Raw genomic sequence first — 21,939 nt, 5'->3', positions numbered from 1 at the left:
GGTGTCGGATCATCACCGGGCGCCACCCGCCCCCTCGTCGGCCGGCGTCGGATCACCGCCGGTCGCCGCCCGTTCCTCGGCGGCCGGCGTCGGATCATCACCGGTCGCCACCCGTTCCTCGGCGGCCGGCGTCGGATCACCGCCGGTCGCCACCCGCCCCTTACCGGCCGTCGCCGCGTCCAGGAAGGCCGGGCGTTCGCCGCCGCCGTGGACGAGGAGGGAGGCGCCGGTGATGTAGGCGGCCGTGTCGGAGGCGAGGAAGACCGCCGCGTCGCCGATGTCGGAGGGGGTGGCGAGGCGGCCCAGCGGGACCGTGCGGGCCACGGCGGCGATGCCGTGGTCGTCGCCGTAGTGGAGGTGGGCGAGTTCCGTGCGGACCATGCCGAGGACGAGGGTGTTGACCCGTATCTCCGGGGCCCACTCGACGGCCATGGAGCGCGCCAGGTGCTCCAGGCCGGCCTTGGCCGCGCCGTACGCGGCCGAGCCGGGCGACGGGCGGCTGCCGCTCACACTGCCGATCATCACGATCGCGCCCCGGGCCCTCCGGAGGTGTTCGTGGGCGGCGAGGCAGACGGTCAGCGGGGCGGTGAGGTTGAGTTCGACGACGCGGGCGTGGCGACGGGCGTCGGTCTCGGCGAGCGGGCGGTAGGGGGTGCCGCCGGCGTTGTTCACGAGGACGTCCACGCGGGGCAGTTCGGCGAAGAAGCGGTGCACGGCGTCGGGATCCCGGACGTCCAGCGGCATGAACTCGGCGCCCTTGAGCGGTACTTCGGGTGGGCGGCGGGCGCAGGTCACGACCTCGGCGCCGGCTTCGGCGAAGGCTCGGGCGATGCCGGCGCCGACGCCGCGCGTGCCGCCGGTGACGACGGCGAGCTTCCCGTTGAGCCGCATGCGCTGCTACCTTCCACCCAAGAGACGTACCTAACAAACGTTAGGTGGAAGGTAGCTGATGCGCCGATGAGTGTCTCCACCTCGTCCCCGGAAAAGGGGATTTCCGTCGTCACGATCGATTTCCCGCCGGTGAACGCGCTGCCGGTGCGCGGGTGGTTCGAGCTGGCCGACGCCGTGCGCGGCGCGGGCCGTGATCCCGAGGTCCGGTGTGTCGTGCTGGGTGCGGAGGGGCGCGGATTCAACGCCGGCGTGGACATCAAGGAGATCCAGGCGGCGGGCCACACGGCGTTGATCGGCGCCAACCACGGCTGCGCGGAAGCCTTTGCCGCCGTGTACGAGTGCGAGGTACCGGTGGTCGCCGCCGTGCAGGGGTTCTGTCTGGGCGGCGGCATCGGGCTGGTGGGCAACGCGGACGCGATCGTGGCGAGCGAGGACGCGACCTTCGGGCTGCCCGAGCTGGACCGGGGCGCGCTGGGCGCGGCGACGCATCTGGCCCGGCTGGTACCTCGGCATCTGATGCGCGCGCTGTACTACACCTCGCGTACGGCGACCGCCGCCGAGCTGCGGGCGCACGGCTCGGTGTGGCGGGTCGTACCGCGTCCCGAACTGCCCGCCGCCGCACTGGATCTGGCGCGGGAGATCGCCGCGAAGGACGGCCGGCTGCTCCGGCTGGCCAAGGCCGCCATCAACGGCATCGACCCCGTCGACGTCCGCCGCAGCTACCGCTTCGAGCAGGGCTTCACCTTCGAGGCGAACCTCAGCGGGGTCGCCGACGAGGTCCGCGGCGCCTTCGGGAGGGCCGGCACGGCCGGGGCGGCGAAGAAACGGGGGCAGGCCGAGGGAAGCGCCACGAACGAGGGGGACCCGGGTGAGTGACAAGACGATGACCGCCGACGAGGCCGTCTCGCGGCTGGAGAGCGGGATGACCCTCGGCATTGGCGGCTGGGGATCACGCCGTAAGCCGATGGCTCTGGTGAGAGCACTGCTCCGGTCCGAGATCACCGATCTCACCGTCGTCTCGTACGGCGGCCCGGACGTCGGCATGCTCGCCGCCGCCGGCCGCATCCGGAAACTGGTCGCCGCCTTCGCCACCCTCGACTCCATCCCCCTCGAACCGCACTTCCGCGCGGCGCGCGAGCGGGGCGCGTTCGAGCTGATGGAGATCGACGAGGCGATGTTCATGTGGGGACTGCGGGCCGCCGCGAACCGGCTGCCCTTCCTCCCGGTCAGGGCGGGCATCGGCTCGGACGTGATGCGGGTCAACCCCGGTCTGCGGACGGTCACCTCCCCCTATGACGACGGGGAGACCTTCGTCGCCATGCCCGCCCTGCGCCTGGACGCCGCGTTCGTGCACGTCAACCGGGCCGACCGGCAGGGCAACGGCCAGTATCTGGGCCCGGACCCGTACTTCGACGACCTCTTCTGCGAGGCTGCCGACACGGCGTACGTGTCGTGCGAACGACTCGTGGACACGGCGGAGTTGACGAAGGAGGCCCCGCCCCAGTCGCTGCTGGTCGGCCGTCATGTGGTCACAGGCGTGATCGAGGCCCCGAACGGCGCGCACTTCACCTCCTGCGCCCCCGACTACGGCCGGGACGAGGCCTTTCAGAAGACGTACGCGGGCACGCCGTGGGAGGACTTCGCCGAGCGGTTCCTGACGGGTGACGAGCATGCCTACCGTTCGGCCGTGCGGGCGTGGCACAAGGAGGGCTCATGAACGGAGGGCTCATGAACGGAGGGCTCACGAGCGGAGGGCTCACGAGCGGAGCGACCCGCGCCGAGTACTGCGTGATCGCCTGTGCCGAGGCCTGGCGTGGCGCCGGGGAGATCCTCGCCAGTCCCATGGGCGTGATCCCGTCCCTGGGCGCGCGCCTCGCCAAGCGGACGTTCTCGCCGGACCTGCTGCTGACCGACGGCGAGGCGCTGCTCGTCGGCCTCGACGGCACCGTGGAGGGCTGGCTGCCCTACCGGCGGCACCTGGCCCTGGTCACCGGCGGCCGACGCCACGTGATGATGGGCGCGAGCCAGATCGACCGGTACGGCAACCAGAACATCTCGTGCGTCGGCGACTGGGCGAAGCCGAGGCGACAGCTGCTCGGGGTGCGGGGCGCGCCGGTCAACACCCTGAACAACCCGACCAGTTACTGGGTTCCCAGACACTCCCGGCGGGTCTTCGTCGAGAAGGTCGACATGGTGTGCGGGGTCGGCTACGACCGCGTGGCCGAGCATCCGGCCGCCGCCCGTTTCCACCACCTCCCGCGTGTCGTGTCCGACCTCGGGGTGTTCGACTTCGCGACCCCCGACCACGCGATGCGGCTGGTGTCGCTGCACCCGGGTGTCACGGTCGAGCAGGTCAGGGAGGCGACCGGCTTCACGCTCGCCGTCCCGGACGAGGTGCCGTACACGCGTGAACCGACCGATGCCGAGCTGAGGCTGATCCGCGAGGTGATCGACCCGGAGAACACGCGCGTACGCGAGGTCGGAGGCTGACGGAAGAGCGAGCGGCCGAGGCAGCGGCCGGCAGAGGAGAGTGACTGATGGAGACGGCACTGACCCGGCTCGTCGGCATCCGCCGTCCGATCGTGCAGACCGGTATGGGCTGGGTGGCCGGCCCCCGGCTGGTCTCCGCGCCGGCGAACGCGGGGGCGCTCGGCATCCTGGCCTCCGCGACGATGACGCCCGCGCAGCTCCGGGACGCCGTACGGGAGGTGAAGTCCCGTGCGGACGGCGCGCCCTTCGGGGTGAACCTGCGGGCCGACGCGGGGGACGCGCGGGAGCGGGTACGGATCATCGTCGAGGAGGGCGTCCGGGTGGCGTCGTTCGCGCTCGCCCCGTCCAGGGAGCTGATCGCCGAGCTCAAGGACGCGGGCGTGGTCGTCATTCCGTCCGTCGGCGCCCGGCGGCACGCCGAGAAGGTGGCTGCGTGGGGTGCGGACGCGGTGGTCGTGCAGGGCGGCGAGGGCGGCGGGCACACCGGCGAGGTGGCGACGACCGTACTGCTGCCGCAGGTCGTGGACGCCGTCGACATCCCCGTCGTCGCCGCCGGCGGCTTCCACGACGGGCGCGGGCTGGTGGCCGCGCTGGCGTTCGGGGCGGCCGGGGTGGCGATGGGCACCCGGTTCCTGCTCACCTCGGACTCGACGGTGCCCGACGCGGTGAAGGCCCGCTATCTGGCCGCGACGGTCAGGGACGTCACCGTCACCAGGGCCGTGGACGGGCTGCCGCACCGCATGCTCCGCACGGAGTTCGTGAGCGCGCTGGAGGCGTCCGGCCGGGCGCGCGCCCTGGCGCACGCCGTGCGCCACGCGGCCGGCTTCCGGCGGCTCTCCGGGCTCACCTGGCGCCGCATGGTCCGCGACGGCCTCGCCCTGCGGCACGGCAAGGACCTCACCTGGAGTCAGGTTCTGCTCGCCGCCAACACACCCATGCTGCTCAGGTCCGCGATGGTGGACGGCCGTACGGACCTGGGGGTGATGGCGGCCGGGCAGGTCGCCGGGGTGATCGACGACCTGCCGTCGTGCGCGGAGCTGGTGGAACGGATCACGAAGGAGGCGGAGGAGGCGCTGACGACGTTGGGGCGACTCGGCACCGCCCCGTGACCGTCCCCGCCACTCACCGACCTTCCCCACCCTCACAGACCGTCACACCCACCGCGGGGCGACCGTCACACCGGACCGCTCGGCGACCGTCACACCCACCGCGCGGTGACCGTCACACCGGACCGCTCGGTGACCGTCACACCCACCGCGCGGTGACCGTCACACCGGACCGCTCGGTGACCGTCACACCCACCGCGCGGTGACCGTCACAGCCGCTCGATGATCGTCACGTTCGCCTGCCCGCCTCCCTCGCACATCGTCTGGAGCCCGTACCGGCCGCCCGTGCGCTCCAGTTCGTGCAGGAGGGTCGTCATGAGCTTGGCGCCGGTCGCGCCCAGGGGGTGGCCGAGGGCGATCGCGCCGCCGTTGACGTTGACCTTCTCCGGGTCGGCGCCCGTCTCCTTCAGCCAGGCCAGGACGACCGGCGCGAAGGCCTCGTTGATCTCGACGAGGTCGATGGCGTCGAGGGTGAGGCCGGTCTTCTTGAGGGCGTACGCGGTCGCCGGTATCGGCGCGGTGAGCATACGGATGGGGTCCTCGCCGCGTACGGAGAGGTGGTGCACGCGGGCGCGCGGGGTCAGCCCGTGTTCCCGTACGGCTCGTTCGGAGGCGAGGAGGAGCGCTGCGGCACCGTCGGAGACCTGGGAGGAGCAGGCGGCCGTGACGGTGCCGCCGTCGATGACCGGCTTCAGGGCGGCCATCTTCTCCAGGGAGGTGTCCCGGCGGGGTCCCTCGTCGACGGTGATGTCCCCGTACGGCACGGTCTCGCGCGTGAAGCGGCCCTCGTCGACGGCCCGTACCGCCCGCCGGTGGGAGCGCAGCGCGAACTCCTCCTGGTCGCTGCGGCTGATGCCCCATTTCGCGGCGATCATCTCCGCGCCGGCGAACTGGTTCACCGGCCGGTCCCCGTACCGTGCCCGCCAACCCTCGCTGCCCGCGAAGGGCCCGTCCGTGAGCCCGAGGGGCACGGCGGCCTGGCGGGAGGCGAAGGCGATGGGGATCATCGTCATGTTCTGGACGCCGCCCGCGACCACCAGGTCCTGGGTGCCGGAGAGCACGGCCTGGGCGGCGAAGTGCACGGCCTGCTGCGAGGAGCCGCACTGCCGGTCGACGGTCGTACCCGGCACTTCCTCGGGCAGCCCGGCCGCCAGCCAGCTGGTCCGGGCGATGTCCCCGGCCTGTGGTCCGACGGTGTCCAGGCAGCCGAAGACGACGTCCTCCACGGCGGCCGGGTCCACGCCCGCGCGTGCGACGAGCGCTTTGAGGGCGTGCGCGCCGAGGTCGGCCGGATGGACCTGGCCGAGCCCTCCCCCGCGCCGCCCGACGGGCGTCCGGACCGCTTCGACGATATAGGCCTCGGCCATGGCAACTCCCCTGACATCAAAGGTTGTTCACATATGGCTCTTCACGTACCGCTCTTCACGTACCGCTTTCACGTACCGCTCTTCACGTACCGCTTTCACGTACGGCGATCCCGTCCAGGACCATCGACAGGTACTGTCGGGCGATCTCCTCCGGGCTGTACTTTCCGTTGGGCCGGTACCAGGACGCGGCGACCCAGACCGTGTCGCGCACGAAGCGGTAGGTGACCCTCGTGTCGAGGTCGGCCCGGAGCTCTCCCAGGGCGACCCCGCGCTCCAGCGTGGACAGCCATGCCTTCTCGAACTTGGTCTGCGACTGCTCCAGAAAGAAGAACCGCCGCTCCTGGGCGATCAGTTGCTTCGCCTCGTTCTGGTAGATCCGCACGGCGGCACAGTGCCGGTCGATCGCCCGGAAGGACTCGGTGACCAGGGATTCGAAGGTGTCCCGGGGCCCCGTTCCGGCATCCAGGACGGCGTCGTACCGCTCCCAGAGTTCGTCGAGGAAGGTCCGCAGGATCTCCTCCAGCATCGCGTCCTTGGACTCGAAGTAGTAGTAGAGGCTGCCCGCGAGCATGCCCGCGTCGTCCGCGATCCTGCGTACGGTGGTGGCGTTGTACCCCAGGTCGGCGAAGACGTTCGCGGCCCTGTCGAGGAGTTCACCGCGGCGGGCGGGCGCGGCGGCGGTCGCCCGGGGCTTCTTCTTGGTCGGCACGCTGTTCGTTGTCCTTACGGGTGCTGGTTGCTGACGGAGACGATCTCACCCGTCATGTACGAGGAGTAGCCGGACGCGAGGAACACGATCACGTTGGCGACCTCCCAGGGTTCGGCGTACCGCCCGAAGGCCTCGCGCGCGGTCAGTTCGGCCAGCAGTTCGGGGGTGGTGACCTTCGCGAGGTGCGCGTGCATGGCGAGGCTCGGTGACACGGCGTTGACCCGGACCCCGTACCGGGCCGCCTCAAGGGCCGCGCACCTGGTCAGCGCCATCACGCCTGCCTTCGCGGCAGCGTAGTGCGCCTGCCCGGCCTGGGCGCGCCAGCCGACGACGGAGGCGTTGTTGACGATCACGCCGCCACCGCTCTCCCGCATCAGCCTCAGCGCCTCCCGGGTGCAGCGGAACGTGCCGTTCAGTGTCACGTCCAGCACCTTGGACCACTGCTCGTCGGTCATGTCGACGAGGTCCGAGGTGCCGCCGAGGCCGGCGTTGTTGACGACGATGTCGAGCCGTCCGTGCAGCCGGACGGCCGCCTCGAACAGAGCCCGCACCTGATCCTCGTCGGTCACGTCGCACGGCACCGCTCGGACGGACTCCGCTCCGAACTCGCCGGCCAGCTCGCCCTTGTACTGCTTGAGTCTGCGCGTGTGGGCGTCGCTGATCAGCACGCGGGCGCCCTCCTCCAGGAAGCGTCGCGCGGTCGCTCCGCCGATGCCCGCGCCGGCCGCCGCGGTGATCACGGCGGTGCGTCCGGCGAGCAGGCCGTGGCCGGGGAGATACGCCGGAGGCTCGACGGTGGTCATGCGGGCACGCTAACCTACCAAACACTTGTTAGGGAAGACCGAACGCCACCTGGCCGACCGGACGCCTGCTCGGCCGGCCCTGTCGGACCGGTCAAGCGTTTGTCAGGCAAAGAAGGGGTGTGCCCCATGGACCTCGCCCGTTCGCCCGCAGACGAGTCCTTCCGCGTCGAGGCCCGCGCATGGCTGCGCACCCATGTCCCGGCCGAGCCGCTCCCCTCCCTGGAGACGGCGGAGGGCTTCGCCGCCCACCGCGTCTGGGAGTCCGAACTGGCCGCCGACCGCTGGTCGGTGGTGGACTGGCCGACCGAGTACGGCGGCCGTGCCGCGGGCCTGTTGCGCCGACTGGTCTTCGAGGAGGAGTACTACGCGGCGGGCGCCCCGGGCCGCGTCGGCCAGAACGGCATCAGTCTCCTCGCTCCCACCCTCTTCGACCACGGCACGCGGGAGCAGCGGGCCCGTGTGCTGCCCCCGATGGCCTCCGGCGAGGTGGTGTGGGCCCAGGCCTGGTCGGAGCCCGAGGCCGGGTCCGACCTCGCCTCGCTCACCTCCAAGGCCGTACGCACGGACGGTGGTTGGCTGCTGACCGGCCAGAAGACCTGGTCGTCGCGCGCCGCCTTCGCGGACCGGGCGTTCGGCCTGTTCCGCAGCGAGCCGGGCACCCCGAAGCCCCACCAGGGCCTGACGTATCTGATGTTCGACCTGCGCGCGCCGGGCGTGACGGTCCGCCCGATCGGCCGCCTCGACGGCAAGCCCGCCTTCGCCGAACTCTTCCTCGACGAGGTGTTCGTACCGGACCAGGACGTCATCGGCGAGCCCGGCCAGGGCTGGCGCATCGCCATGTCCACCGCAGGCAACGAACGCGGCCTGACGCTCCGCCCCCCGGGCCGCTTCCTGGCCTCCGCGGACCGCCTGTTCGACCTCTGGCAGACCCAGGGAAGCCCGGCGTCCGCACACGACCGCGTGGCCGACGCGCTGATCGGTGCCCGTGCCTACCAGCTCTTCACCTACGCGGCCGCCTCCCGCTTCCTGGAGGGCACGCCGGTCGGCCCCGAGTCCAGTCTGAACAAGGTCTTCTGGTCCGAGTACGACATCGCCCTGCACGAGACGGCACTCGAACTGCTCGGGGAGGAAGGTGAGTCGACGGACACCGACTGGTCCGAGGGTTATGTCTTCTCCCTCGCCGGCCCGATCTACGCCGGCACCAACGAGATCCAGCGCGACATCATCGCCGAGCGCCTCCTCGGCCTGCCGAAGGGCCGCCGCTGATGCGTGACCTCATCCTGAAGGGCCGCCGCTGATGCGCTTCCTCCTCGACACCGAGCAGCGGGCGTTCGCCGAGTCGCTGGACGCCATGCTGACGGCCGCCGACACACCGGCCGTCGTACGGGCCTGGGGGCGCGGGGAGCTGGGGGCGGGGCGGGCACTGTGGTCCCGTGTCGCAGAAGCCGGCGTGTTCGCGCTGGCGGCACCGGAGGCGTACGAGGGGGTCGGCCCCCTCCCCGTCGAGCTGGCCGTCGCCTTCGTGGAGTTGGGGCGGCACGCCGTGCCGGGCCCGCTCGTGGAGACGGCCACGGCGGCGGTCCTCCTGGCCGGTCTGCAGGACCCGGGCCCGGCCAAGCGCCTGCTCCCGGCGCTGGTGTCGGGGGAGGCCATGGCCACGGTGGCACCGCCGTCGGGGTCGTACGCCCTGGACGGGGACGCGGCGACGACCCGTCTGTCGTACGACTCGGGCACCGGTGAACTGCGTCTCTCCCCCGGCCACGGCCCGGTCCGCCCCTCCCTGGACCCGGCCCGCCGCCCGACCCCGCTCTCCCCCGGCGGCGAACTCCTCGCCACGAACCCGCCCTCCCTCGCCCCGGCCCTCACCTGGGCCCGTCTCGCGGTGGCCGCCCAGGCCCTCGGTGTCGGGCTGGCTCTCCTGGACAGGACGGTGGCGTACGTCGGGCAGCGCACCCAGTTCGGCGTGCCCATAGGTTCGTTCCAGGCGGTGAAGCACCGGCTGGCGGACGCGAAGGTGGCCCTGGAGTTCGCGCGTCCGCTGGTCCTCGGGGCGGCGGTCACCCTGGATCCCGTGGATGTGGCGGCGGCCAAGGTGACGGCGTGCGAGGCGGCGTACGCGACGGCGCGCACGGCGCTCCAGTTGCACGGCGCGATCGGTTACACGGCGGAGTGCGACCTGTCCCTCTGGCTGACCAAGGCCCGAGCGCTGCGGAGCGCGTGGGGCGGCCCGGCCGAATGCCGCGGCACGGTCCTCAGGGGTGGTCGCCGCCGGTGATCTCCCGGTACTCCTCGACCGTCGGTTCGCGGGTCCGCTCGCCGGGCCCGAACAGGGCGTGGTCGGGCCGGGCACGAACAAGCCCCTCCCCTCGGCTCCCCTGTGTCACGGCCCCCTACGCGACGATGCCCTCGGCCCGCGCCGCCACCAGCCACGTCGGGAACTCCCTCACGAGCCGGTCGTACAACTCCCCGTCGGACACGGCCCTCGGATCCGAACCGGCGTGGAAGAACCCGGCGTTGTCGACGACCCGCTTGCCCGGCACGGCCAACTCGTCGAGCCTGCGCAGGAAGTCGAACTGTCTGCTGTCGGGGTCGCCGAAGCCGATGAACTGCCAGAAGAGGGGGAGCTTGGCGGCCTTGCACACATACCGCTCCGCGGCGAGCTTGTTGAGGGGCCCGCCGTCGGTCTGGAAGACCACGAGAGCGGGGGCCGTGGAGCCACTGTCCACGTAGTGGTCGATGACGGCGTCCATGGCCAGGTGGTAGTTGGTCTTCCCCATGTGTCCGAGCCCGGCCACGATCCGCTCGATCCTTCCCCGGTGGTCGGCGAGGGCGATGTCGCTGATGGCGTCGATGTCCGTCGAGAAGAAGACGACGGGCACGCGTCCGTCGTCGTCGAGATGAGCCGACAGCCCGAGCACCCGGTCGGCGAGGGCCTGCACGCTGCCGTCCTTGTAATAGGGCTTCATGGAGCCGCTGTGGTCGACGACGAGGTAGACGGCGGCCCGCACTTCGCCGATCCCGTGCTTGGCGAGGGAGACTCCGGCCGCCTTGTAGAGGTCCACGAGCGCGGGGGCGGTCTCCTCGACCTTGCTGAGGCTGATCGCGGGCATACTGCGGTCTCCTGGCATCGAAGCTCTGCGGAGACCCGAGGCTATGGCACCCCACCGACCACCCCCTCGGCCGCCCGCCCGAAACCGTTCGCTATTTTGTTCGCCGCCGTCCTCACCGGCTCGTCATCAGCCCCGCACCCTCAAGGAGCCGGCCGTGGAACCCGAGTCCCCGTCGTCGCCCGAGCCCGTCGTCACCACCTGCTACCGCCACCCGAAAGTGGAGTCGTACGTCCGCTGCACGCGCTGCGAGCGGTTCATCTGCCCGGACTGCATGCGCGACGCGGCCGTGGGCCACCAGTGCCCGGAGTGCGTGAAGGAGGGCGCGAGAACGGTCCGCCAGGCCCGCACGGCCTTCGGCGGCCGGATCTCCACGATCCCGCTGGTGACGTACGTCCTGATCGGTCTGAACGTCGTGGCCTACGTCGCCGAAATACTCCGCCCGGCGATCGTGGACGACTTCGCGATGCTGGGCCGTGGCCTGCTCGGCCCGGACGGCCTCCACTACGTCTGGCAGAGCGCCTACCCGGACGACTTCCACCTCGAAGGCGTGATCGACGGCGAGTGGTACCGCCTCCTCACCGGCGCCTTCCTCCATCTGCCGCCCACCGAGGGCACGTTCGGCATCCTGCACATCGTGATGAACATGGTCACCCTGTGGAACGTCGGCAGGATCGTCGAGTCCCAGCTCGGCCGCGCCCGCTACCTCGCCCTGTACCTGCTCTCGGCCCTCGGCGGCTCCGTCCTCGTCCTCCTCCTCGCCCCCGACACCAACACGGTCGGCGCCTCCGGCGCCATCTTCGGCGTCTGCACCGCGTACTACGTCCTGGCCCGCCGCTTGGGCGCCGACCCGGCGGGCATCAACCGCTTCATGGCGGGCCTGCTGGTGTGGCTGGTCATCTCGGCGGTCGTGACGTCGTGGCAGGGCCACCTCGGCGGCCTGCTGACCGGCGGTTTGATCGCCCTCGCGTTCGCGTACGCGCCCCGGGACCGGAGGCGGGTCGTGGTGCAGGCGGGGGCGTGTGCGGCTGTGCTGACGCTGTTGGTGGTCCTGGCGCTCGCCAGGGTCGCGGGGATGACGGCCTGAGCGAGCGGCGAGGCGCCGGGCAGCGGGCCTTCCGCTCCCGGCGGTCACCGGACATGCGACGGCGCCTGCCCAGTCGTCCGGTCGGGGACTGGCGGGCAGGCGCCGTCTGTGTTCCGTACGCCGTTGTACGGGACGTGGGTGGGGTGACCCGTCAGGTCACCGTTTCGTGTGGGGCCGTCAGACCATCAGCGAGCGGTCCGTCGGCCGGATCGGCGCCGGCAGTTCGCTCGCCCCCGTGAGGAAGCGGTCGCAGCCCTGGGCCGCCGAGCGGCCCTCGGCGATCGCCCACACGATGAGCGACTGACCGCGGCCCGCGTCACCGGCCACGAACACGCCCGGCAGGTTGGTCTGGAAGTCGGCGTCGCGGGCGATGTTGCCGCGCTCGTCGAGGTCCAGGCCGAACTGGTCCACCAGGCCGTTGTCACGGTCGGTGCCGGTGAAGCCCATCGCCAGCGTGACCAGCTGGGCGGGGATCTTGCGCTCCGTGCCCGGCTTCGGGGTCAGCCTGCCGTCGATGAACTCGACCTCGGTGAGGTGCAGGAACTGGACGTTGCCGTCCTCGTCGCCCTCGAAGTGGGTGGTGGAGACGGAGTAGACCCGCTCGCCGCCCTCCTCGTGCGCCGAGGTGACCTTGTAGAGCATGGGGAAGGTCGGCCACGGCTGGTTCGCGGCACGGTCCTCGCCCGGCTGCGGCATGATCTCCAGCTGCGTCACGGAGGCCGCGCCCTGACGGTGGGCCGTGCCCACGCAGTCCGCGCCCGTGTCGCCGCCGCCGATGACCACGACGTGCTTGCCCTCGGCCGTGATGGGGGGCGCCACGAAGTCGCCCTCCTGGACCTTGTTGGCCAGCGGCAGGTACTCCATGGCCTGGTGGATGCCGGCCAGCTCGCGGCCGGGGACCGGGAGGTCACGGGCGGTGGTGGCACCCGCGGCGATGACGACGGCGTCGTACCGCTTCTTCAGGTCCGTCGCCTTGAGGTCGCGGCCGATCTCGATGCCCGTACGGAAGCGGGTGCCCTCCGCGCGCATCTGCTCGATGCGGCGGTTGATGTGCCGCTTCTCCATCTTGAACTCGGGGATGCCGTAGCGGAGCAGACCGCCGATGCGGTCCGCGCGCTCGTACACCGCGACCGTGTGGCCGGCCCGCGTCAGCTGCTGGGCGGCGGCCAGTCCCGCCGGACCCGAGCCGATGACGGCGACCGTCTTGCCGGACAGGCGCTCCGGGGCCTGGGCCGCGACGTCGCCGCTGTCCCACGCCTTGTCGATGATGGAGACCTCGACGTTCTTGATGGTGACGGCCGGCTGGTTGATGCCGAGGACGCAGGCCGACTCGCACGGCGCCGGGCACAGCCGCCCGGTGAACTCCGGGAAGTTGTTCGTCGCGTGCAGCCGCTCCGACGCCGCCGCCCAGTCCTCGCGGTAGGCGTAGTCGTTCCACTCGGGGATGAGGTTCCCGAGCGGACAGCCGTTGTGACAGAACGGGATGCCGCAGTCCATGCAGCGGGACGCCTGCTTCGAGATGATCGGAAGCAGCGAACCCGGGACGTAGACCTCGTTCCAGTCCTTCAGGCGTACGTCGACGGGGCGGGACTTGGCGACCTCGCGCCCGTGGTTCAGGAAGCCCTTCGGGTCAGCCATTGATCGCCGCCTCCATCATCTTCTCGGTGATCTCGGTCTCGGAGAGACCGGCCTGCTCGGCGGCGGCCTTGGCGGCGAGCACTGCCTTGTACGTGCTGGGGATGATCTTACTGAAGCGCTCCACGGCGACGGGCCACTCGGCGAGCAGCTTCTCGGCGACCGTCGAGCCGGTCTCCTCGGCGTGACGGCGCACCACGTCGTGCAGCCACTGCTTGTCGGTGTCGTCGAGGGTCTCGATCGCGCCCACGTTGCCGACGTTGACGTTGTCGCGGTCCAGGTCGATGACGTACGCGATGCCGCCGGACATGCCGGCCGCGAAGTTGCGGCCCGTCTCGCCGAGGACGACCGCGTGGCCGCCGGTCATGTACTCGCAGCCGTGGTCGCCCACGCCCTCGGAGACGACCGTCGCGCCGGAGTTGCGGACGCAGAACCGCTCACCCGTACGGCCGCGGAGGAACAGCTCGCCGCCGGTCGCACCGTAGGCGATGGTGTTGCCCGCGATCGTCGAGAACTCGGCGAGGTGGTCGGCGCCCCGGTCGGGGCGGACGATCACACGGCCGCCGGAGAGGCCCTTGCCGACGTAGTCGTTGGCGTCGCCCTCCAGGCGCAGCGTGACACCGCGCGGCAGGAAGGCACCGAAGGACTGGCCCGCCGAGCCCGTGAAGGTGATGTCGATGGTGTCGTCGGGCAGACCGGCCCCGCCGAACTTCTTCGTCACCTCGTGGCCGAGCATCGTGCCGACCGTGCGGTTGATGTTGCGGACCTTTATCTGGGCGCGGACCGGCTGGGCGTCGGTGGCATCCGAGGCGGCGAGGGCGTCGGCGGCGAGCTTGATCAGCTCGTTGTCGAGCGCCTTCTCCAGGCCGTGGTCCTGCTCGATCAGCTGGTGGCGGACCGCGCCCTCGGGCAGCTCGGGCACGTGGAACAGCGGCTCCAGGTCCAGGCCCTGCGCCTTCCAGTGGTCGACCGCGCGGGCCACGTCGAGGGTCTCGGCGTGACCGACGGCCTCCTCGATGGTGCGGAAGCCCAGCTCGGCGAGGATCTCGCGGACCTCCTCGGCGATGAACTCGAAGAAGTTCACGACGTACTCGGCCTTGCCGGAGAACCGGTCGCGGAGCGTCGGGTTCTGCGTGGCGATGCCGACCGGGCAGGTGTCCAGGTGGCAGACGCGCATCATGATGCAGCCGGAGACGACCAGCGGCGCGGTGGCGAAGCCGAACTCCTCGGCGCCGAGGAGCGCGGCGATGACCACGTCACGGCCGGTCTTCAGCTGGCCGTCGGTCTGTACGACGATGCGGTCGCGCAGGCCGTTGAGGAGCAGGGTCTGCTGGGTCTCGGCGAGGCCGAGCTCCCAGGGACCGCCGGCGTGCTTCAGCGAGGTGAGCGGCGAGGCGCCCGTGCCGCCGTCGTGGCCGGAGATGAGGACGACGTCCGCGTGCGCCTTGGAGACACCCGCGGCGACCGTGCCGACGCCGACCTCGGAGACCAGCTTGACGTGGATCCGCGCCTGCGGGTTCGCGTTCTTCAGGTCGTGGATCAGCTGGGCCAGGTCCTCGATGGAGTAGATGTCGTGGTGCGGCGGCGGGGAGATGAGGCCCACGCCCGGCGTCGAGTGACGCGTCTTCGCGACCCACGGGTACACCTTGTGACCGGGCAGCTGACCGCCCTCACCGGGCTTGGCGCCCTGGGCCATCTTGATCTGGATGTCGTCCGCGTTGACCAGGTACTCGGAGGTCACACCGAAGCGGCCGGAGGCAACCTGCTTGATCGACGAACGGCGCGCCGGGTCGTACAGGCGGTCCGGGTCCTCGCCGCCCTCACCGGTGTTGGACTTGCCGCCCAGCTGGTTCATGGCGATGGCGAGGGTCTCGTGCGCCTCGCGGGAGATCGAGCCGTACGACATGGCGCCGGTCGAGAACCGCTTGACGATCTCGGAGGCCGGCTCGACCTCGTCGATGGAGATCGGCTGACGTTCCCCGGTCTTGAAGCCGAACAGGCCGCGCAGCGTCATCAGGCGCTCGGACTGCTCGTTCACGCGGTCCGTGTACTTCTTGAAGATGTCGTAGCGGCGCGTCCGGGTCGAGTGCTGGAGGCGGAAGACCGTCTCCGGGTCGAACAGGTGCGGCTCGCCCTCGCGGCGCCACTGGTACTCGCCGCCTATGTCCAGGGCGCGGTGGGCCGGGGCGATGCCGCTGGCCGGGTACGCCTTGGCGTGGCGGGCGGCGACCTCCTTGGCGATGACGTCGATGCCGACGCCGCCGATCTTGGTGGCCGTGCCGATGAAGTACTTCTCGACGAATTCGTCCGCGAGACCGACGGCCTCGAAGACCTGGGCGCCGCGGTAGGAGGCGACCGTGGAGATGCCCATCTTCGACATGACCTTCAGGACGCCCTTGCCGAGGGCGTAGATCAGGTTGCGGATGGCCTGCTCGGCCTCGATGTCGGAGAGGAACGTTCCGGCGCGGACGAGGTCCTCGACGGTCTCCATCGCCAGGTACGGGTTGACGGCCGCGGCGCCGAACCCGATGAGCAGGGCGACGTGGTGGACCTCGCGGACGTCGCCGGCCTCGACCAGGAGGCCCACGTGGGTGCGCTCCTTGGTACGGATGAGGTGGTGGTGGACGGCCGCGGTGAGCAGCAGCGACGGGATCGGCGCGTGCTCGGCGTCCGAGTGGCGGTCGGAGAGGACGATCAGCCGGGCGCCGTTGTCGATGGCGGCGTCGGCCTCGGCGCAGATCTCCTCGATGCGGGCGGCGAGGGCGTCACCGCCGCCGGAGACCCGGTAGAGGCCGGAGAGCGTGGCGGCCTTCATGCCGGGCATGTCGCCGTCGGCGTTGATGTGGATGAGCTTGGCCAGCTCGTCGTTGTCGATCACCGGGAAGGGCAGGGTGACGCTCCGGCACGACGCGGCGGTCGGCTCCAGGAGGTTGCCCTGCGGGCCCAGCGAGGACCGCAGACTCGTGACCAGCTCTTCACGGATCGCGTCCAGCGGCGGGTTGGTGACCTGCGCGAACAGCTGGGTGAAGTAGTCGAAGAGCAGTCGCGGACGCGCGGACAGCGCGGCGATCGGCGAGTCCGTGCCCATCGAACCGAGCGGCTCGCCACCGGTCTTGGCCATCGGCGCGAGGATGATGCGCAGCTCCTCCTCGGTGTAGCCGAAGGTCTGCTGGCGGCGGGTGACCGAGGCGTGGGTGTGCACGATGTGCTCGCGCTCGGGCAGGTCGGAGAGCTCGATCTCCCCGGCCTCCAGCCACTCGGCGTAGGGCTGCTCGGCGGCGAGGCCGGCCTTGATCTCGTCGTCCTCGATGATGCGGTGCTCGACGGTGTCGACGAGGAACATCCTGCCGGGCTGCAGTCGGCCCTTGCGGACGACCTTGGCGGGGTCGATGTCGAGGACGCCGACCTCGGAGCCGAGGACGACGAGGCCGTCGTCGGTGACCCAGTAGCGGCCGGGACGCAGACCGTTGCGGTCGAGGACCGCGCCGACCTGCTTGCCGTCGGTGAAGGTGACGCAGGCCGGGCCGTCCCAGGGCTCCATCATCGTGGCGTGGAACTGGTAGAAGGCGCGGCGGGCCGACTCCATGGAGTCGTGGTTCTCCCACGCCTCCGGGATCATCATCAGCACGGAGTGCGGCAGGGAGCGGCCGCCGAGGTGGAGCAGCTCCAGGACCTCGTCGAACGAAGCGGAGTCCGAGGCGTCCGGCGTACAGATCGGGAAGATCCGGTCCAGCGTCTCCTGCCCGCCGAACAGGTCGGAGGCCAGCTGGGACTCGCGCGCGGTCATCCAGTTGCGGTTGCCCTTGACCGTGTTGATCTCGCCGTTGTGCGCGACGAAGCGGTAGGGGTGGGCGAGCGGCCACGACGGGAAGGTGTTCGTGGAGAACCGGGAGTGCACGAGCGCGATCGCGGAGGCGAAGCGGCGGTCGGACAGGTCCGGGAAGAAGGGCTCCAGCTGGCCGGTGGTCAGCATGCCCTTGTAGACGATCGTCCGCGCGGACAGCGAGGGGAAGTAGACGTCGACCTCGCGCTCGGCGCGCTTGCGCAGCACGAAGCTCTTGCGGTCGAGGTCGATGCCCGTGGCGGGCACGGCCGCCGCGTCGGCGACGAAGACCTGACGGAAGGAGGGCATCGTCGAGCGGGCGGTGGCGCCGAGCAGCTCGGGGGCGACGGGCACCTCGCGCCAGCCGAGGACGGTCAGGCTCTCCTCGGCCGCGATGGCCTCGATACGGGCCGCGGCCTCGTCGGCGCCGTCCTCGGGCAGGAAGGCGATACCCACGGCGTACGAGCCGGCCGCGGGCAGCTCGAATCCGGCCACCTCACGGAAGAACGCGTCGGGAACCTGCGAAAGAATGCCGGCGCCGTCGCCGGAGTCGGGCTCGGAGCCGGTGGCACCGCGGTGCTCCAGGTTGCGAAGAACCGTGAGCGCCTGCTCGACCAGCGCATGGCTCGCCTCGCCGGTGAGGGTGGCCACGAAGCCGACGCCACAGGCGTCGTGCTCGTTGCGGGGGTCGTACATACCCTGCGCAGCAGGGCGAGCATCCATGAAGGACCACTTCTGGCCATTCGCGGAGTGCTGGGACGGCTGGCGCGGCGTACGCATCGGCTCTCCCGTCGTCGTCATTTGGCTGGGGGTACCTCCCAGGCCCTGAAGGCTCTGGGGGAGCGATTGCCGAGGGACGACGTTGGCCCTCTGCGCAAAGTGCAAAATTTCGTGCAGGTTACATGATGGAGCGATTCTCGGGAACTGGATACTTCGTCCCAACATGCGGACGCCACGGGCGCGGAGGGGGTGCCGCGCACGGTTGCGTGATCAGGGGGGAGCCGACCGGACAGATCAATGTCGGTCGACCGGGGGCACAGAAGGCGGCGTCGCCCACTGCATCAGGGTGCTTGCAGGCGTCTTTGCCCGCGGCGCTTACGGCTCATGCCCAGCGGTTAAGCATTCGAAACCGCCCGGTAACGACTACTTATGCGGTCCCGCGCATACGTAGCCATCCGATCCATCATACGGCCGCGCCGATCAGGCTGCCCAGGGCGTACGTCACACCCGCCGCGGCACCGCCGAGGGCGAGCTGCCGCAGCCCGCTGAACCACCAGCTCCTGGCCGTCACCCTGGCCACCACCGCCCCGCACCCGAAGAGCCCGGCGAGCGCCACCAGCACGGCGGGCCACAGCGTGCCCGCGCCGAGCAGGTACGGCAGCACGGGGAGCAGGGCGCCCAGCGCGAAGGAGCCGAAGCTCGACACGGCGGCGACGGCGGGCGAGGGAAGGTCGCCGGGATCGATGCCCAGTTCCTCGCGGGCGTGGATCTCCAGGGCCTGCTCGGGGTCGCGCGACAGCTGCCGCGCGACCTCCCGGGCGAGCCGCGCCTCGACCCCACGGCTCTCGTAGAGGGCGGCCAGCTCCTTCTCCTCGTCCTTGGGATGCTTGCGCAACTCCCGCCGCTCGACGTCGAGTTCGGCCTCGACGAGTTCTCGCTGCGAGGCCACGGAGGTGTATTCGCCGGCGGCCATGGAGAAGGCTCCGGCGGCGAGACCCGCGAGCCCGGCGACGACGACCGCCTCCCGTCCGGCCGACCCGCCCGCGACACCGGTCATCAGCGCCAGGTTGGACACGAGTCCGTCCATCGCCCCGAACACGGCGGGCCGCAGCCAGCCGCCGTTCACGTCCCGGTGGGTGTGGTTGTCGCGATGCGCCTCGTGCAGCGCGGCCTCGGTGTCGATGATCGCCACGGTCAAGCCCCTTTCCTCGCATCGAACGTACGCTCGGAAAATTGCTTCTGCCAGCAAGGAAGGCCGTGCTTACCAGGGCAGCAGCTGTTCGAGAAACCGTTGCCGCTCATTCGTACACGGCTCTGCACAGATGTCGACCGGGTGATACGAGGGCGTTCCTGGGGCCGTCGGGGCACCCGATGTGGCAGAGATCTTCACAGCGAAATCTTCGACGTCGCGAAATCTTCGGAGCGGATCAACTGCCCGTAGGGCCAGACCTGCCCACCGGGCCAGAGAGGCGCCATATGCCTTCCATCGCCTGCATTCCTTCGGTCCCGGCGCCCGGGGACGCCGCCGCCCTCCGCGAGCGGGCGCGGGGCGCCATGCTCGGGCTCGCCGTCGGGGACGCGCTGGGGGCGCCCGCCGAGAACATGAAACCCTCCGAGATCCGCGCGCGCTGGGGGCGCATCACGGGGTACGTGGCCGAGCACCCCTCGGGCACGGACGACACCGAGTACGCCATCTTCTCCGGGCTGCTGCTGGCCCGGCACGGCTCGGCGCTCACCGTCACGCATGTGGAGACGGCCTGGCACCAGTGGATCGCGGATCGGGACGAGGGCCCGTTCCGGGGCGCCGGCTTCAGCGAACGCGGCACCCTGGAGAACCTCCGCCGGGGCCTGGCCGCGCCGATCTCCGCGCAGCACCGGCACGCCTGGAGCGACGGACTGGCCATGCGCGCGGCGCCCTTCGGCGTCTTCGCCGCGGGCCGCCCGGCGGAGGCCGCCCGCCTGGTCGCCATCGACGGCTCGGTCAGTCACGAAGGCGAGGGCATCTACGGCGGCCAGGCGGTCGCGGCGGGAGTGGCGGCGGCGATGGCGGGCGCCCCCACGATCGCCGTGGTCGCCTCCGCCCTCGCCGTGGTCCCCGACGACTCCTGGACGGCCCGCTCCTTGCGCCGGGCGGTGGCCGTCGCCCACCGCGGCGAACGCGCGGTCCGTTCCGCCGTCGTCATCGGCGGCTACCCCTGGACCGACCTCGCCCCCGAAGCCGTCGCCCTCGCCTTCGGCGCCTACGCGGCGGCCGACGGCGACTTCACCGAGTCGGTGCTGACGGCGGTGAACATGGGCCGCGACGCCGACACGACCGCCGCCGTCGCCGGCGCCCTGGCCGGCGCGACCCGGGGCGCGTCCTCGATCCCGCCCGAGTGGGCCACCGCCATCGGCCCGGCGAGGGGCAGCTGCCTCCCCTCCATGGCAGGCCACCACGTCCTCGACGTGGCCGAGCTCCTGGTCCCCGGAGAGGGCGGCAAATGGGGCACCACCACAACGCCCCTCCACCGCGAGGAGCGGACCTGCCCACCTCCGACCGCCTTCACCCTGGCCCCACCCACCAAGACGGAGACCTCCTGATGACCCCACCACCACCGTGGGACGAAACCACACCCACCGGGCCGTCGACGCCGGGCGACGGGGCTTCGCATACGGCGACACCCGGGCCGTACGACGGGACGACGCACACCGCGACACCCGGGCCGTACGACGGGACGACGCACACCGCGACACCCGGGCCGTACGACGGGACAACGCACACCGCGACACCCGGGCCGTACGACGGGACAACGCACACGGCGACACCGGCACCGTGTGACGAGACCGCGCGTGCGGCGACACCCGGACCGGCCGACGCCACCACGCCCACCTCGTGGACGGTGGCGAACACATCCGACGGGAACGGCCTCGCTGTCACGGCGAACCGGGTCGAAGCCGTGCACACGGTCACGGCGAACCCGATCGAAGCCGGACTCACGGACATGACGAACCCGATCGAAGCCGAACTCACGACCGCGGCGAACCCGATCGAAGCCGAACTCACGACCGCGGCGAACCCGGTCAACCTCGTACCCGGGGTCGTGGCGAAGCCGTCCGGAACCGCGCCCACGGTCGTGACGAGGCCGATCACCCCCGCACCCGCGGTCGCCGACGGCGAGGACGCCCCACCGGGGCCACCCGCACCCGACGACGAAAGCCGCGCGGGCGGTTCGGGTGGGAACAAACCGGCCGAAGGCGAAGCCGCGGCGGGCCGGACGACGCACCCCCCGGAGGGCCACCGGGTCGAGGGCCTCCTGCTGGGCCTGGCCGCAGGCGACGCCGCCGGCTGGCCCGCAGCCCGCCACCGAGCCGCCCGCATGCCGGAGTGGACCCGCCGACTGACCCGCGAACTGGACACCTTCGCCGAGCAGAACGCCACCACCACACTCCCGGTCCCCATCGCCCTCAACCAACCCCCCGGGCCGCTCCGCCTCGGCCCCTCCGACGACGCGGAATGGGCGGCGTTCGCCGCGGAGGCCCTCCTCCGCGCCGGCGACGCGGCCGCCCTCGGCGACCTCAGCCTGGAACGCCGCACCCGCGCCTCGATCGACCTCTCCTGGAACGCCGTGGCCAGCGAGATCGCCGCCGCCGCCGAACGCGCCCCCGAGGTCGAGTCCGCCGTACTCCCCCTGCGCGCCCGTATCTCCGTACGCGCCGGACTCGGCAACCTCGCCACCGGCCTGCGCCCACCCGCCACCGGCCACGACAACCCCCACTACTTCGACGACGCGGCCTGCGTACGCGCCTGTGTGCTCGCCGTGGCCCACCCCGGCGACCCCCGACGCGCCGCCGACCTCGCCGAGTTCGACGCCCGCTACACCCAGGACGGCGACGGCGTGCACGGCGCACGCGCGATGGCCGCCGCGCTCGCGCTGGCGCTCGTCGGAGCGAACGTCGACGACTGCACGGCAGCGGCCCTGGCCGAACTCCCCGCCGAGACGGAGATCGGCCGCAACGCCCGCCACGCCCTGGACCTCGCCCACCGCCACAAAGAAGAAGGAACATTCGCTCTGGTCCCGCTCCTGGAGCACCAGATCGTCGACCACGTCTACAGCTACGGCATCGCCGCCGCCGAGACCGTCCCCGTGGCGCTCGCCCTGGCCACCGCCGCCGAGGGCCGGATCGCCGAGGCCGTCCCCGCCGCCGCCTGCCTCTCCCGCGT

Annotated in this window: 18 protein-coding genes; 10 read left to right on the top strand and 8 right to left on the bottom strand. The window is 71.5% G+C overall.

Annotation, left to right across the window (positions count from 1 at the left end; all coding sequences use genetic code 11):
* Window positions 1–12: 12 nt before the first annotated feature.
* Window positions 13–891, bottom strand: coding sequence for an SDR family oxidoreductase (locus tag AWZ10_RS20835; RefSeq protein ID WP_079104414.1), 879 nt, complete (start codon window positions 889–891; stop codon window positions 13–15).
* A 66-nt stretch (window positions 892–957) separates the two neighbouring features.
* On the opposite strand from AWZ10_RS20835, the gene AWZ10_RS20830 reads away from it, so the two are divergent.
* Genes AWZ10_RS20830 through AWZ10_RS20815 form a run of 4 tightly spaced genes read left to right on the top strand, consistent with a single transcriptional unit; the run spans window position 958 to window position 4,490 of the window.
* Window positions 958–1,767: an enoyl-CoA hydratase family protein gene (locus AWZ10_RS20830; RefSeq protein ID WP_046709590.1), complete on the top strand. Its 810-nt coding sequence runs from the start codon at window positions 958–960 to the stop codon at window positions 1,765–1,767.
* Window positions 1,760–2,608, top strand: coding sequence for a CoA transferase subunit A (locus AWZ10_RS20825; RefSeq protein WP_060891787.1), 849 nt, complete (start codon window positions 1,760–1,762; stop codon window positions 2,606–2,608). Before AWZ10_RS20830 ends, AWZ10_RS20825 begins: the two co-directional genes overlap by 8 nt.
* Complete coding sequence (locus AWZ10_RS20820; protein WP_244172529.1) at window positions 2,605–3,381, top strand: CoA-transferase subunit beta; 777 nt, start codon at window positions 2,605–2,607, stop codon at window positions 3,379–3,381. Before AWZ10_RS20825 ends, AWZ10_RS20820 begins: the two co-directional genes overlap by 4 nt.
* A gap of 47 nt (window positions 3,382–3,428) precedes the next feature.
* Window positions 3,429–4,490 carry an NAD(P)H-dependent flavin oxidoreductase gene (locus tag AWZ10_RS20815; RefSeq protein WP_060891786.1) on the top strand — a complete coding sequence of 354 codons (1,062 nt, stop codon included), beginning with the start codon at window positions 3,429–3,431 and terminating at the stop codon, window positions 4,488–4,490.
* A gap of 206 nt (window positions 4,491–4,696) precedes the next feature.
* Here the strand turns inward: AWZ10_RS20815 and AWZ10_RS20810 are convergent, their stop codons facing one another.
* The 3 genes from AWZ10_RS20810 to AWZ10_RS20800 form a co-directional block, all read right to left on the bottom strand.
* Window positions 4,697–5,854, bottom strand: a complete 1,158-nt coding sequence (locus AWZ10_RS20810; protein WP_046709587.1) for an acetyl-CoA C-acetyltransferase — start codon at window positions 5,852–5,854, stop codon at window positions 4,697–4,699.
* Window positions 5,855–5,936: 82 nt separating this feature from the next.
* On the bottom strand, window positions 5,937–6,563 hold the full coding sequence (locus AWZ10_RS20805; protein WP_046709586.1) for a TetR/AcrR family transcriptional regulator: 627 nt from the start codon (window positions 6,561–6,563) through the stop codon (window positions 5,937–5,939).
* 14 nt (window positions 6,564–6,577) lie between these two features.
* Window positions 6,578–7,366 carry an SDR family oxidoreductase gene (locus AWZ10_RS20800; protein WP_046709585.1) on the bottom strand — a complete coding sequence of 263 codons (789 nt, stop codon included), beginning with the start codon at window positions 7,364–7,366 and terminating at the stop codon, window positions 6,578–6,580.
* 126 nt (window positions 7,367–7,492) lie between these two features.
* Here AWZ10_RS20800 and AWZ10_RS20795 point away from each other — a divergent pair, with 126 nt between their 5' ends.
* Both AWZ10_RS20795 and AWZ10_RS20790 read left to right on the top strand, forming a co-directional pair.
* Window positions 7,493–8,632, top strand: a complete 1,140-nt coding sequence (locus AWZ10_RS20795) for an acyl-CoA dehydrogenase family protein (RefSeq protein ID WP_060891785.1) — start codon at window positions 7,493–7,495, stop codon at window positions 8,630–8,632.
* A 31-nt stretch (window positions 8,633–8,663) separates the two neighbouring features.
* A complete protein-coding gene (locus tag AWZ10_RS20790; protein WP_060891784.1) occupies window positions 8,664–9,641 on the top strand; it encodes an acyl-CoA dehydrogenase family protein in 978 nt (325 codons plus the stop codon).
* 115 nt (window positions 9,642–9,756) lie between these two features.
* On the opposite strand, the gene AWZ10_RS20785 is transcribed toward AWZ10_RS20790, so the two are convergent.
* The gene (locus AWZ10_RS20785) at window positions 9,757–10,476 is read right to left on the bottom strand and encodes a vWA domain-containing protein (protein WP_107417464.1); all 720 of its coding nucleotides are present in this window, start codon (window positions 10,474–10,476) and stop codon (window positions 9,757–9,759) included.
* A 154-nt stretch (window positions 10,477–10,630) separates the two neighbouring features.
* On the opposite strand from AWZ10_RS20785, the gene AWZ10_RS20780 reads away from it, so the two are divergent.
* Entirely contained in the window at window positions 10,631–11,560 is a 930-nt protein-coding gene (locus tag AWZ10_RS20780; protein WP_060891782.1) for a rhomboid family intramembrane serine protease, read from the top strand.
* Window positions 11,561–11,737: 177 nt separating this feature from the next.
* Here the strand turns inward: AWZ10_RS20780 and AWZ10_RS20775 are convergent, their stop codons facing one another.
* From AWZ10_RS20775 to AWZ10_RS20765, 3 genes are all read right to left on the bottom strand, one after another.
* Window positions 11,738–13,198, bottom strand: a complete 1,461-nt coding sequence (locus tag AWZ10_RS20775) for a glutamate synthase subunit beta (protein ID WP_046705262.1) — start codon at window positions 13,196–13,198, stop codon at window positions 11,738–11,740.
* Window positions 13,191–17,798, bottom strand: a complete 4,608-nt coding sequence (gene gltB / locus AWZ10_RS20770; protein ID WP_046705263.1) for a glutamate synthase large subunit — start codon at window positions 17,796–17,798, stop codon at window positions 13,191–13,193. The genes AWZ10_RS20775 and gltB overlap by 8 nt, the downstream gene beginning before the upstream one ends.
* 403 nt (window positions 17,799–18,201) lie before the next feature.
* The gene (locus AWZ10_RS20765; RefSeq protein WP_046705266.1) at window positions 18,202–18,930 is read right to left on the bottom strand and encodes a VIT1/CCC1 transporter family protein; all 729 of its coding nucleotides are present in this window, start codon (window positions 18,928–18,930) and stop codon (window positions 18,202–18,204) included.
* A gap of 284 nt (window positions 18,931–19,214) precedes the next feature.
* Between AWZ10_RS20765 and AWZ10_RS20760 the strand changes: the two genes are divergently transcribed.
* The 3 genes from AWZ10_RS20760 to AWZ10_RS20750 all read left to right on the top strand — a co-directional run.
* Entirely contained in the window at window positions 19,215–20,318 is a 1,104-nt protein-coding gene (locus tag AWZ10_RS20760) for an ADP-ribosylglycohydrolase family protein (RefSeq protein WP_060891781.1), read from the top strand.
* A 16-nt stretch (window positions 20,319–20,334) separates the two neighbouring features.
* A complete protein-coding gene (locus AWZ10_RS20755) occupies window positions 20,335–20,556 on the top strand; it encodes a hypothetical protein (RefSeq protein ID WP_060891780.1) in 222 nt (73 codons plus the stop codon).
* 163 nt (window positions 20,557–20,719) lie between these two features.
* A partial coding sequence (locus AWZ10_RS20750; RefSeq protein WP_425264502.1) for an ADP-ribosylglycohydrolase family protein occupies window positions 20,720–21,939 on the top strand: 1,220 nt, incomplete at its 3' end.

The organism is Streptomyces europaeiscabiei (genome assembly GCF_001550375.1).
In the GTDB taxonomy this organism is placed as follows: Bacteria; Actinomycetota; Actinomycetes; order Streptomycetales; family Streptomycetaceae; genus Streptomyces; species Streptomyces europaeiscabiei.
The sequence above is the reverse complement of the archived record's forward strand: the minus strand, read 5'-3'. Positions and strand labels throughout refer to the sequence as shown.

Coding starts and splice junctions, on each gene's coding strand:
- AWZ10_RS20815 (WP_060891786.1), top strand. CDS start 3,429: ATGGAGACGGCACTGACCCGGCTCGTCGGCATCCGCCGTCCGATCGTG.
- AWZ10_RS20760 (WP_060891781.1), top strand. CDS start 19,215: ATGCCTTCCATCGCCTGCATTCCTTCGGTCCCGGCGCCCGGGGACGCC.
- AWZ10_RS20785 (WP_107417464.1), bottom strand. CDS start 10,476: ATGCCCGCGATCAGCCTCAGCAAGGTCGAGGAGACCGCCCCCGCGCTC.
- AWZ10_RS20790 (WP_060891784.1), top strand. CDS start 8,664: ATGCGCTTCCTCCTCGACACCGAGCAGCGGGCGTTCGCCGAGTCGCTG.
- AWZ10_RS20800 (WP_046709585.1), bottom strand. CDS start 7,366: ATGACCACCGTCGAGCCTCCGGCGTATCTCCCCGGCCACGGCCTGCTC.
- AWZ10_RS20795 (WP_060891785.1), top strand. CDS start 7,493: ATGGACCTCGCCCGTTCGCCCGCAGACGAGTCCTTCCGCGTCGAGGCC.
- AWZ10_RS20830 (WP_046709590.1), top strand. CDS start 958: ATGAGTGTCTCCACCTCGTCCCCGGAAAAGGGGATTTCCGTCGTCACG.
- AWZ10_RS20775 (WP_046705262.1), bottom strand. CDS start 13,198: ATGGCTGACCCGAAGGGCTTCCTGAACCACGGGCGCGAGGTCGCCAAG.
- gltB (WP_046705263.1), bottom strand. CDS start 17,798: ATGCGTACGCCGCGCCAGCCGTCCCAGCACTCCGCGAATGGCCAGAAG.
- AWZ10_RS20835 (WP_079104414.1), bottom strand. CDS start 891: ATGCGGCTCAACGGGAAGCTCGCCGTCGTCACCGGCGGCACGCGCGGC.
- AWZ10_RS20820 (WP_244172529.1), top strand. CDS start 2,605: ATGAACGGAGGGCTCATGAACGGAGGGCTCACGAGCGGAGGGCTCACG.
- AWZ10_RS20810 (WP_046709587.1), bottom strand. CDS start 5,854: ATGGCCGAGGCCTATATCGTCGAAGCGGTCCGGACGCCCGTCGGGCGG.